At 59.9% G+C, this 12,389-nt stretch carries 7 protein-coding genes; all 7 read right to left on the reverse strand.

Going from position 1 to position 12,389, the window contains the following annotated elements:
• Positions 1-100: 100 nt before the first annotated feature.
• The 7 genes from gatB to DWZ22_RS09805 all read right to left on the reverse strand — a co-directional run bounded on the left by gatB (position 101) and on the right by DWZ22_RS09805 (position 12,340).
• Complete coding sequence (gatB, locus tag DWZ22_RS09775; protein WP_118406025.1) at positions 101-1,777, reverse strand: Asp-tRNA(Asn)/Glu-tRNA(Gln) amidotransferase subunit GatB; 1,677 nt, start codon at positions 1,775-1,777, stop codon at positions 101-103.
• Positions 1,777-3,291, reverse strand: a complete 1,515-nt coding sequence (gene gatA, locus DWZ22_RS09780; RefSeq protein WP_118406026.1) for an Asp-tRNA(Asn)/Glu-tRNA(Gln) amidotransferase subunit GatA — start codon at positions 3,289-3,291, stop codon at positions 1,777-1,779. Before gatA ends, gatB begins: the two co-directional genes overlap by 1 nt.
• Positions 3,291-3,602 carry an Asp-tRNA(Asn)/Glu-tRNA(Gln) amidotransferase subunit GatC gene (gatC, locus tag DWZ22_RS09785; RefSeq protein WP_055287082.1) on the reverse strand — a complete coding sequence of 104 codons (312 nt, stop codon included), beginning with the start codon at positions 3,600-3,602 and terminating at the stop codon, positions 3,291-3,293. The genes gatA and gatC overlap by 1 nt, the downstream gene beginning before the upstream one ends.
• 303 nt (positions 3,603-3,905) lie before the next feature.
• The gene (locus DWZ22_RS09790) at positions 3,906-4,823 is read right to left on the reverse strand and encodes a class C sortase (RefSeq protein ID WP_158573328.1); all 918 of its coding nucleotides are present in this window, start codon (positions 4,821-4,823) and stop codon (positions 3,906-3,908) included.
• 739 nt (positions 4,824-5,562) lie between these two features.
• Entirely contained in the window at positions 5,563-7,311 is a 1,749-nt protein-coding gene (locus DWZ22_RS09795; protein ID WP_158573329.1) for an isopeptide-forming domain-containing fimbrial protein, read from the reverse strand.
• Positions 7,312-7,386: 75 nt separating this feature from the next.
• A complete protein-coding gene (locus DWZ22_RS09800) occupies positions 7,387-9,057 on the reverse strand; it encodes an isopeptide-forming domain-containing fimbrial protein (protein WP_158573330.1) in 1,671 nt (556 codons plus the stop codon).
• Entirely contained in the window at positions 9,050-12,340 is a 3,291-nt protein-coding gene (locus DWZ22_RS09805; protein WP_118406030.1) for a Spy0128 family protein, read from the reverse strand. The genes DWZ22_RS09800 and DWZ22_RS09805 overlap by 8 nt, the downstream gene beginning before the upstream one ends.
• Positions 12,341-12,389 lie beyond the last annotated feature (49 nt).

Consider the following 12,389-nt stretch of genomic DNA (forward strand, 5'->3'; position numbering starts at 1 on the left):
AAAGGAGGCGCCAGTGGCGCCTCCGTCTTGCGCAGGACTGTTCGAAGTTGAGAGTAAAGGCCCGGGCCCTGCCCGCCCGATAGCCTTCCCTGCCCGTGTGCTACGCGAGCGCCTTTCTCAGCAACTCGTTGAAGAGCTTCGGGTTGCCCTTGCCGCGGCTCGCTTTCATGCACTGGCCCACCAAAAAGCCAATGACCTTCTGGTTGCCGTCGCGGTACTGCTGCGCCTGCTCGGCACAGTTTGCCAGCACCTCGTCCACAATCGGCTGCAGCGTGCCGGCATCGCTCACCTGACGCATACCGCGCTCGTCGACGATCTTGTTGGGGTCGTCGCCGGTCTGGGCCATGGCCTCAAAGACCTCGTGCGCCTGGTTGGAGCTGATGGCATCGGTCGCCAGCAGCTTGGCAAGAGCCGCCACCTGAGCCGGCGCGATGCCAGACTCAGCCAGCGAGGTACCCGCGTCCTTAAGGTAGGCGATCATCTCGTTGACCAGCAGGTTCGCGACCGTCTGGGCCTCCTTGCCAGCCATGCCGGCAGCAGCGGCCTCAAAGAACTCGGCAAACTCCGGGTCGCCGGCGATCTGCTCGGCGTCGGCGGCCTTAATGCCAAAATCGGCCTCAAAGCGGGCGCGCTTGGCATCGGGCAGCTCGGGAATCTCGCCGCGGCAGCGGTCGATGAACTCGTCATCCAGATCGAACGGCGCCAAGTCGGGGTCGGGGAACAGACGATAGTCGTCGGCCGTCTCCTTGACGCGCATGACCACGGTGCGCTTGCGGCTGGGCTCCCAGTGGCGGGTCTCCTGGTAGATGATGCCGCCCTCCTCGAGCACCTCGGCCTGACGGCAGATCTCGTAGGCAAGGCCGTCGTGCAGGCTCTTAAACGAGTTGAGGTTCTTGAGCTCGGTCTTGGTGCCCAGCTTGGTCTCGCCGCGGCGACGCAGGCTCACGTTGCCGTCGCAGCGCATGGAGCCCTTCTCCATGGAGCAGTCGGAAATACCCAGCGTCACAAAGATGCGACGGAGCTTTTCCATAAACAGACGCGCCTCCTCGGGCGTGCGCAGATCGGGCTCGGTCACGAGCTCAATCAAAGGCGTGCCGCAGCGGTTGTAGTCGACGAGCGACTCGGCCGCGGCGGTAATGCGGCCCTCGGCACCGCCCACGTGCACCATCTTGGCGGCGTCCTCCTCCATGTGGATGCGCAGGATGCGGATGGGCACGGTGTAAGAACCGTCCTCGCGACGCTCGGGCATCTGCAGGTTGGAGGCATCGTAGCTCGCCAGATGGCCGGCGCGCTGATTGCCCTCGCGCATCGTGGAGGACATGGACGTAGACAAGCCCTCGGCATTGGCCGAGGCGCTCGCCAGGCTCTGGGCCTCGGCCTCGCCAAACGCGCAGTCGGGGCGCTCGGCGGCACCGCGACCGGTCACGTCCAGATCCAGATGACCGTACATGGCAAAGGCGACCGGGCCCTGCGTGGTCTGGAAGTTCTTGGCCATGTCGGGATAGAAGTAGTGCTTGCGGTAGAACATCGAGTGGCGCTGGATCTCGCAGTTGGTGGCGAGACCGGCCTTGACGATGCTCTCGATGGCGCGCTTGTTGGGCACCGGCAGGGCGCCGGGCAGGCCCAGGCACACCGGGCACACGTTGGCGTTGGGCTCGTCATCGTGGCTGAGCTTGCAGTTGCAGAACATCTTGGTATCGAGTGCGGTGAGCTCGGTATGGATCTCCAGGCCGATCACGGCCTCCCAATCCTGCAGGACCTCGGAAAGCTCCTTCATTACAGCTCGCCTCCCTTCCCGGCAAAATCGGGCGCGACGGAAAGCGCGGGCGCACCCGTGGCGGCATCGGCAAAGCCGCGCTCCAGGGCGCGGGCAAACGTGAGCAGCTGACGGTCCTTAAACGCCGGACACACCAGCTGGGCAGAAACGGGCAGCTGAGTATCCTCGCCCAGGCCCAGCGGCACCGAGATACCGCCGTTGCCGCAAATGTTGAGCGAGATGGTGTACAGGTCGGAGAGGTACATCTGCGTGGGGTCGCTGATCTCGCCAAACTTAAAGGCCGTGCGCGGCGAGGCGGGCATAAGAATGGTGTCCACCTTGGCATACGCGGCGTCGTAGTCCTGCGTGATAAGCGTGCGGGCCTTTTGCGCGGCATAGTAGTACTTGTCGTACACGCCCGAGCTCAGCAGGTAGGCGCCGAGCATCTGACGGCGCTTGGCCTCGGCGCCAAAGCCGTGGGCGCGCGAAAGCGAGCTCTGGTCGGACAGGTTGGCGCAGCCCTCCTCCTGATAGCCATAGCGAATGCCGTCGAAGCGGGCCAGGTTGGAGAACGCCTCGGCCGGGCCGATGACGTAATATGCGGCGATGGCGGCGTCCAGGTGCGGCAGGTCGACCTCGACCAGCTCGGCACCCTGGTTCTGCAGCTCCTGAGCGGCACGCTCAACAGCGGCCTTGACCTCGGGCGTCAGGCCCTCGGCCTCCATAAACGCGGGGATGATGCCCACGCGCTTGCCCTCGATGCTGTCGTTGAGATGCTCGGTAAAGTCGACGGCGCAATCCTGGCTGGTGCAGTCGTACGGATCGTGGCCCGCGCCGGTAAGCGCATTCATGGCCAGCGCGACATCCTCGACCGTGCGGCCGAAGGGGCCCACCTGGTCGAGCGACGAGCCAAAGGCAACTACGCCGTAACGGCTCACGGCGCCATACGTGGGCTTAAAGCCCACCACGCCGCACAGCGACGCCGGCTGACGAATGGAACCGCCGGTGTCCGAACCCAGCGAGAGAGCGACCTCGCCCGCGGCGACGGCGGCAGCGGAGCCGCCCGAGGAGCCGCCGGGCACGCGTTCGGTATCCCAGGGGTTGTTGGTGCGGTGGAACGCCGAGCTCTCGGTGGAGCTGCCAAAGGCAAACTCGTCCATGTTGGCCTTGCCCATGGGCAGGCAGCCGGCGTCGAGCATGCGCTGGACGCAGGTGGCGGTGTAGACGCTCTGGTAGTTCTCGAGCATGCGGGAAGCGCAGGTGGTGCGCGTGCCCACAAGGTTCATGTTGTCCTTGATGGCCAGCGGCACGCCCGCGAGCGGGGGCAGCGGCTTGCCTGCGGCACGATCGGCATCCACGCGCGCGGCGGCCTCGAGCGCAAGCTCGGGCGCCACCTGCAGGAATGCCTGGACCCCGCCCTCGCGCGCCTCGATGGCGGCAAGAGAGGCCTGGGCCACCTCGGTAGCGGTAAAGTCACCGGCGGCAACGCCCGCGGCGATCTGGGCGGCGGTAAGGGAATCGAAGCTCTGCGCCATTACTCGCTCTCCCCCTCTCCCAAAATGGACGGCACACGGAAGTAGCGGTCGCGCGCGCTGCCAGCGTTTTCGAGCGCAACGTCGAGCGGCAGGTCGCGCTCGGGCTCGCGCAGGTCATCGCCCATCACGTTGGACAGGCTTCCGATAGGATGGAACGTGGGCTCCACGTCGGGCAAGTCATATTGCAAGACGGGCTCGAGCATCTGGACGGCGTCATTCAGGTAGGACGTCATCTGGGTGAGCTCGTCATCGGTCAGTGCGATCTTTGCGTACTCGGCGATGCCGCGCACGTCTTTCTCGCTGAGTGCCATAGGCGCTCCCTTCCGCATAACAGTTAAACCGCTCTAGTATACAGGGCAACGCCGCTTGGAGCAGGTGCTTTACCCAAATGCAGCGAAAACGTAACGAGGGCGGCGGTTGGCAGGCGGCAGGCTGGCGGTTCTGCAGCGAAACCGCACCGTCCATAGTGAAAACCGTCCCGCCCACAACGAAAACCATCACAACATTCGACGCTTTTCGTCAAAATCGCGATTTTCATCGAATGTTGTGATGGTTTAGAAGTCCCGACCACCACAAAGGTGCCTGTCCCCTTTGTGGTGGTTCTGGAGAATGTCTTATGCCGAGGCCTTGGCCTTGCGGCGCTTGCGGACCGCGTTGATCACGATGTCCAGCAGCAACAGCACAATGGCCACGACCACGATGAGCACGGCAAACTCGCGCTTGCCCCAGTGGCGGCCGGCCAGCGACTTTTGCTTGTCGACGTCCTTCTTGCTGTACTTGGTGCGCACGCAATGCACCAGCAGGCGATGGTCGTTCACGCCATAGGGCGTGCAGGTGACGAGCGTCACCTTGTCGGCGCCGGGCTCGATGGTCAGCGACTCCATCTCCTCGGGCAGCACGACCTCGGAGTCCACCATCTTGTAGGCGAGCGTCTTGTTCATGGTGTGCAGCAGCACCAGGTCGCCGGGCTCCAGCGAGTGAATGTCGTCGAACATGCTCAGGTTGCGCATGCCCGAGTGCGCGGTGAGCACGCAATGCGTCGAGGTGCCGCCAACCGGCAGGCTCGTGCCCTCCAGGTGGCCGACGCCCGCCATGAGGACTTCCTCGCTCGTGCCGTGGTAGATGGGCATGCTCACGTCGATGGAGGGGATCTCGACCCAGCTCATCATGGGGTCGCGGTCAAAGATGAGCTGCTGGGCATAGGGCTCGATCTGGTCGGCGGGAAGCTCGGTGGCCTCGCCCGCCAGCTGCTCGTTAAAGGAGCGCGCCTGAAGCAGAATGCGCTCGCGCTCTTCGGCAGACAGCGCGTCCACGGTGCTGGACACCGTGCTGATCTGATTGAACACGCCCGAGGCCTCGAGCCGGTCCAAGATCCACGGCCAGGTCATAAGGCCCACGCCAATAAGGATGATAACGATGGTGATGAGCCGATCGGCCCAGCGCGGCAGTCGCTTGCGACGGCGTTTGGACTTTGGTTGAGGTTTGGGCTGAGGGCTTGAGCCACCGTTGGCCGCGGCGTTATTGCTCTTCATATGTTTGGCGCCCTGCACCATCGCCGGTCACTCCTCTACAACTCAAGTTGTTTAAACAAATAATAGCCGATTAACGAGCTTCCGCGCCGGACAACGCAGCTAGACAGCATTGCGCAGCGCGAGCATAGGCCAGCATTTGAGTTTTCAAAATGTCCCGAATCGGCGGGGCGATTCGGGATACAATAGCTACAGGAAACGACGCACCCCGCGTAAGTACTTAGGAGCGCGGGCGACCAGTTTCCGACGTTGTTAAATGCCCGGGCCTCTAACCCCGGGCATTCTTATTTGCGCTTGTTACGGCGCAAATGCCTTCTACCGTCCGCACCGCGCGTGCGCCTACGGACCTTAAACCGAACCTCATACGAGTCAAGAAACGCGATGACGAACGAGCCCACCGCCGCAAGGGCGGCGAGCGCGTTAAGGAATTTCAGCATTTGGGGACCTCCGATCGAGTCGTCGGCCGCCCGCGCACGGGATGCGTCGCAAGGCCATTTTACTGCGAGCGTATGCACCCGCAGCTGGTAAACGCAATAATTGCAAACATCTGTTCGATATTCATACGCTTGATCCATCGAGCAATGGAGCCTGGCTGCGTTGTCCCAAAAAAACGGGGCAAACTCCAGTGCGGAGTTTGCCCCGAAAAGAGAATGGCAAAGCAAGAGCGTAGATGGACGAGAAAAGTGTCCGCAAGTCTCATGGCCATCACATCCCACCTGCCAAAGTGATGGGTGAGTGAGCGTTACTCCTGCTCGGACTCCTCAGCCTGCTTACGGCTGCGGATGAGGTGTGCCACGCCGATGCACAGCACTGCGCTGCCAGCGATCCAAGTGAAGGTCACGCCGTTAAGACCGGTCAGCGGGAGGCCGGAGCCCTTCTTGTTCTTGACGGTGATGGAAGCTGCGGCCCCGGTCACAGCACCTTTGTCCACCATGTCAGAGTCGTCGGTGACGGTAAGCGCCGTCAGCGTACCATCAGCATCGTAGGTCGGATCAACCGTGATGTTAAACGGAGCGATGGTGTTGTAGCTGGAGGGCGTAGTGGTCTCGGTAATCTGATACTTACCCGCATCGAGGCCCGAAATCCTGACCTCGCCATTGCCGTCGGTCATGAACTCGTAGGCATCTTTCTCCAAATTAGTAAGGCTGCCGTCCTGCTTGAGCCACTTGTCCACGGAAGCGGTATCCTCGTTTGCAACGACCTTAACCTTAAAACCGGCTTTGAGTTTCTTGCTGCTGTCGACGCTATCAACCTTGGTAACATCGAGACGGAAGACGTGGTCGGTTACGGTCTTGATAGTGGATTTACCGGTACCTTCAGCCATGGGGTTATTGGAGTACTCGAGATAGACCTCGTTTGTATTGCCGGGAACCTCATAGCTAGCCTTGCTATTGAGCTTGGCCTTGTAGAAGACAACAATCTGAGTCTCAGCACCGATATTAAGCCTATCGTCGGCGCTATCCGCAGTAGCCGACTTCAGCCCCTTTTCATTATCAAAATTCACCGTCAGAGCATTATTGCCCTCAGTAGGCTTAACCAAGGTGTAGCTAGTCTGGCTAATCTTGGTATAGTTCTCATCATTCAACGCATAAACCTCGAGCGAGCCATCAACATAAGTAAGGCCCTGCGAAAGGGTATCCGTGAACTTGTATGCATAGGAATCATAGGTGGCGTAGTTGTCCGCAATCGAGCCGGTGAGCTTATAGCTTACTTCCTGACCCACCTGGGAGTCAGCAACGTTTGTCCACCCATCCTGGGCGGTGTAGTCACCCTCCTTCTCGGCGGAGTCGTTAAGGATCTCCTTCTTGATCGTCGGAATTTTGGTCTTCTCTGCAACAGTCACGCCCTTACCACCAACAACAGCGAAAATCGGCGAAGTGCCAGTATTCGCCTTAGCATTCTCGGCAGTACTCAGAGAGCTTTTATCGGTCACAAAAAGATAGTAGCCATTGCTCGTGGCATTAAATAACTCGCCCGCCTTGAATGAGTTGCCAGTTTGAGCAATGTTATTGTCGATGATCGCTTTAGCGATTTTGTTAAGGACATGATCCTTGTCAAGACGCGTGTTAGTAGAAGTGTTCACGTGATTTTTATCGCTCAGCCAGTCAGCAATGTCCTGAGCGGAAGGATCCTGAGGGAGGCTATCGCCACCCGCTACACCCTTAATGGCGTTGATGATGTCAGTCTTCGCCTTCTCATTATTCTTAAGATCTGCAGCCCAGTCGACATTGGAAACAACCTTATCGGAGTTACCGGGCTCATCTACGACAGATGCCGTGAAGATCTGATATGCCTTGAACGTAGTGGATGCGTTACCCTCCGACTGCGTGATGGTGATGCTGTCGTCGCCATCAGCAGCAAACGCCATGGTCACCGGCGCCATCACGCCGCCGAAGCTCAGGGCTGCCGTGAGGCCGGCGGTTACTGCCAGGCGTGCGATGTTCTTGCTCATGCTCATCTTCTTTTCCTCTGCTTTCTGCTTGAATTCCATTTGATCTAAATCCGTCTGTCTGTGTCTTAGCATCTACTTCGCTACGTCTCGCCCCGCTCTCTGTGGGGCTGCCAGCTACTCTTTATGGCTGCCACCTCCCCGCTTGACCAGGAGCGCGACCACGATAAGCGCGGCTCCGGCGACCGCTGCGGCGGCCGCGGCGTACATTGCCATATCGCCAGTCGAGGGCATAAAGCCTCCGGTGGTAATGCTAGGGGGCGTGCCGGTGGGCGTGTTGATGAGCGACGCCTCCAGGCTGCCCGTCGACCCGTCCGCGCTGTCGGCGCGCAGGGGCGACTCGGCCGTGATGGTGAGCTTGGGCTTGGCGGCGGCCACATGGTCGACGTCCAGGCCCTCGGCCTTGACCGTCACGGAACGCGTGCCCTCAAAGGCGGTGTAGCCCTTGGGCGCCTTGAGCTCGCGGACCTCCAGCTTGCCCGAGTCCACGCCCGAAACGGTCACGCGGCCGTCCTCGCTCGTGGTGACGGTGGCCTTGCCCTCCGCATCCCACGTGCCGTCGGCCGCTAGCGTACGACCGCGGTCGTCGGCGATGCTCAGGACCGCCCCGGCAAGCGGCTTGTCGCCGTCGCTGCCGCGCTTGGTGAGCGCGAGATCCCAGGTGTAGGCGCACGCATCGTCGCTCGGCGTGCAGGTGAAGCCGGCGTCGCCGGACTGGTCGGCAAAGGGAGAGCGCGGGTAGCGCAGGTAGACCTCGTTGGGGTTGCCCTTCGCGATGCCGTGGTTGCACGCGCCGTTGAGCGGCGCATTGTACACGGCGACCACGCGGGCACCCGCGGTGAAGGCGTCGGCCCCGCCGAGCGCGGCGATGAGGTCGCCGGTGCGCACGGTGAAGGTCTTGCCGTCGGCCGCTACCTTGGTGGCGCACTGGGCCGTGATGTCGGTCCAGCCCTTCGCGGGCTCGGTGCCGACGCGGCCGTCCTTGTCGGCCGAGACGGCGTCAAAGCCGCCGTCCGCGCCCGCCGCCACGTACACGCGCATGCTCGCGGCGACCTTGGAGGGGTCGAGCCCCGCGCTCATGGTGTCGACGAACTTCACCGTATAGGTGTCGTAGGCAGTGAGCCCGGCCGGGACCGTGGCCGAGAGGCGCCAGTACAGGTCGTCGGCGACCGTGGCGTCGGCGGCCTTCTGCCATGCGGCGGTGCCGTCCTCCAGCACATGCTTGGACACCTTGGGGGTCGCCGCCTTGGGCTTGACGGTGACGGCGCTGCCGCCCACCAGGGCCATGATCGGCGCGGTGCCGGCCTCGCCCTGGGCGATGGCGTCGTCGTCGGCGACGATGAGCCAGTAGCCGCAGTGCAGCTCGGCCGCCGTACCCGCGTTAAGGGCAACGAACACGGCGCCAGAGCTCTGGAGGGAACGAGCGAGCTGTGCGCTCAGCGCGCTCGTAAGGTGAGAATCGGCGTTGAGCCACTCGGCAGCTTCCTGCGCGGTGGTCTGGGAATTGGGCATGCCGGCGCTGTGCAGCACAGGCAGCGCGGCGTCGCGCACGGCGTCGCTTGCCCAGGCGAGGTCGGTGGCAATCTTGGCGTCGCTGTCGCCGTCGACGACGTTGGCGCTAAAGATCTGGTAGGCGTCGTAGCTGCTCGCCACGGTGCCGCTCACCGTGATGGAACCGGTCGAGGTCGGCGCGGCCTGCGCGGAAGCGGGGAACACAACCGCGCAGGTGCCGACCACGAGGGCAAGCAGCGCAAACAAGATCGGGAAGGAGCAAACTTTCTTATTCACGACGCTCACCTCCCTTCGCATTCGCCTTACGACGAATGTGCATCCAGGCCGCAGCAGCGCAAAGCACCGCCGCGCCGGCAAGGTACGTCAGAGTGACGCCCGACATACCAGAAAGGGGCAAAGAGGTGGAGTAGGTGTTGGTGAAGGTGGGATCGGTGGTTGGACTCGTGCTCTCATGACCGCTGGCGTCGACCTCGTAGTAGACCGGCGTGCATTTCAGCGTGCCGTCACCGTTGTCCGTTGCCGTTACCACGACCTTGAACCTCTTGGTGTCGTTCTTGTAGCCTTCGTGTTTGGTGCCATCGGCCCCGCTGGCGTCGCATTCACGGATGTAGTAGGTGAACGTTGCTTTGCCATTGGTAAGATCATTGATGCCCAGTGGACCGATTGGTACCGGATCGAACGTTACTATCTGAGAATTTCCCGACTCAGCAGAAGTATATTTGGTCTGAAGGGGTGTCTCCGTGTTGTTGGAATTCTCAGCATACAGCTCGAACTTGAACCTCTTCATCTCGCCGCCGTCGACCTTCTTGGTCACCTGAGGTGTCCAAGAGCCCTTGGGTTTGTATGCATTAGTAAAGGTCTTGTCGGTGTTGCCATCGGTGATCTTAATGGAGACATCGCTACCGTTGTTCGGAGTAAACGTTTTCACCTCATTATTTTTGAGATTAGTAACCCTTACATTCGTAACTAAATAGTAGAAGTAATCAATTTCCAGCACCGGCCGCTTTTCGGTCGTAGTTGTAAGCTCAATCTTGTAGATGGTCTGGTCGTAGTCCACGCCAGGGACGCGATCCGCAACGTTGCCGGGGTCCTCAACGAGGTAGTAGACGTTCGTTCCAGCGGAGTGGACCCTGCCCAAATCAAAGACAAAGTTACCTTCAGCGTCGTTCGTGGCCCCATCGTCATCGCCAACTATTGAACAGCCATTGAGCTGCAATTTGCCATCATCATTATTATTAAAGCTAGGGACACCACCGCTCTCGCCCGGCTCCAAGAGTTGGAACCTGAATTTTCCCGCATCATCCGCAGTAAGCGCGCGGCCTTCCAGTGCCTTAGTGCCTTTGAGCTTCATCTTGGGGTACACGTTCACCTTCTTGGTGGAGCCAGCGATTACGTCGCCGTTGGTCATGATGCCGCCACCATGGACGTTGGATGTGTTGCCCGTGATGAAGAGGGTCGCAGCACCGGTGGCAGCATCCTTGTCCGCATCGGACGGACTTGCAGCGAGGCCAATCATGTACTTAGCCTGAGCGCCCTCGTACTTGCCGATAGACGTTGGCGTCTTGTCGATCGTACCCGACCAGTTGGCTGCACCGCCGCCAAGCATCTGACCAGTTACGGCTGCGATGTAATCACTGTTGGAACTCGCACGAATAAGGAATAGATCCTTATGGCCGGCATTTTTAAACTCTTCGGTTATCTCGCCACCCTGAACAGATGTGGGCTGGTCTTCATTCTTACCATTAGTGCCGCCTGACAGATTCTCACCGCTCTTGTCAGTGTTGTCGAAAATCGCAATACCGTTTGTGTCGGTAATAGCTGTCTTGCCACTCGGGCAAGCAGCGAAGCCGCCACCATAGCCCTGGGCCGAGTTGTCTTTAATCAGAGTGCTATAGATATATAGCTTTGCGGAAGCAACGGGAGTTTCACTATTTCCATCTTTCCAAGTGCCACCGCCCTGGACGAAGATGCCGCCGCCACCCCAGTCGTTAGTGGTGAGCGTTTCGTTGTTGGTGATGTAGGCTTTCTGGCCACTCACATCAAATTTACCAATAGTCGGAGCAGCGATACGCACGCCACCGCCCTCGGAGTTTTTTGCCACATTGTTGGCGATTGTACCGCCCGAGAAGGTAAAGATACTGAGGGGTTGGTGGAAATAGCCAGCGTAGACACCACCGCCAGCCTCGGCAGAGTAGTTACCAGTGATGTAACCGCCACTAATCTCGAGACTACCGCCGTCGTACGCGGCGATACCACCGCCACCGTGGCAACCGTTGCCGTTATGGGCGTCGAAAGCGTTATTATTCTTGTAATCGAACTGGCAGTTGTTGTTGGTGATGTAGCCGCCCGAGATGGACACGGAAGAACCCAGCGCGCAGATGCCCGCGCCGTAACCCGCCCGATCTTCGAACGTACCATTACCAGAAATCGTGCCACCGGTCATATTAATTGTAGAGCCGTAAGCGTACACGCCACCGCCGTTGGGAGCATAGTTGCCCGCGATAACGCCGCCTTTAAGGTTGAGGGCCGCCCCCTTGCCGCCGTTGACACCAAGCTCAATGCCTGCGCCTTTGCTCATGGAAGTTGCACCGCAAACATAGCCACCGCTCATGTTGACGGTAGAACCGTTCTCGGCATAAATCAGGTTGGCAACTTTGCAGTCCTTGTTTGTGGTGAGCACGCCGCTCTTGAGATTAAACGTACCGCCCGCATACACGTGGATGAGCTTCATTTCGGAGCTCGCAGTGGTGCCCACGATAGCGCCGTTGATCTTGACCTCGTGCCTGTAGAGGGCCTCGGTGGTAGCTGTGCCTATCGGCGTTGACTTTGTTACGTAGTAGGTAAGCGTGCTGGGCGTACCGGTGCCGTTCTCATACTCCAGCTTGGCAAGGTTGCCGTTTTTGTTGCCGCTATCTGAGTATTCCTGATCCTGTGTTGGCGGCAAATCCTCAATCGTGAGCGTCGCACCCGCGGGCACATTGAACATGGACATGTTAGGCGACTTGCCGGACTCCACGCCCGAGTGTTTGATCTTATGCCCGTTGAGGTCGATGGTAACCTCACCCGCGGTCAAGGTAATATCGCTTGCATACTCAATATCAACATTCAAGCGAAATTTGCCGGCCTTTTTACCAACTTGAAGGACATCATATAGGTCCTTTGCAGAATTAATCAGCGTATATCCATCCGCATCCTCCGCAACAGGTGCAATTGCGTCCTCATCATTGACGCCATCATCCGCGGGTTGCTCGGCGTTCTCGTCCTCATCGTCATCGGACGACGGGTCCACCGTGTCAGCCTCGCCGCCCTCGGTGTCGTCACTATTCTGGTTTTCGGTATCCCCGGTGGCGCCGTTTACACCAGCGGATTCACTTGAGGAACCCCCCATTACTGTTTCTTCGGTAGAAACTGTCTGGGCGTCGTTGGCGATGGCCTGCGAGATCGGGGGCATAACGAGCGACAGCACCAGGCTCAAGACGGAAGCTCCGCACAAAGCACCTGCTAGTACACGATGTGCCGCTTTGTTGTTCTGCTTAGATTTATCTGAATTTGCTGTCATCGATGCCTCTGTTAGCGCCGGGCGATTTTAGCCGCTAATAGTCAAACGA

Source organism: Collinsella sp. AF31-11, assembly GCF_003475605.1.
Taxonomy (GTDB): domain Bacteria; phylum Actinomycetota; class Coriobacteriia; order Coriobacteriales; family Coriobacteriaceae; genus Collinsella.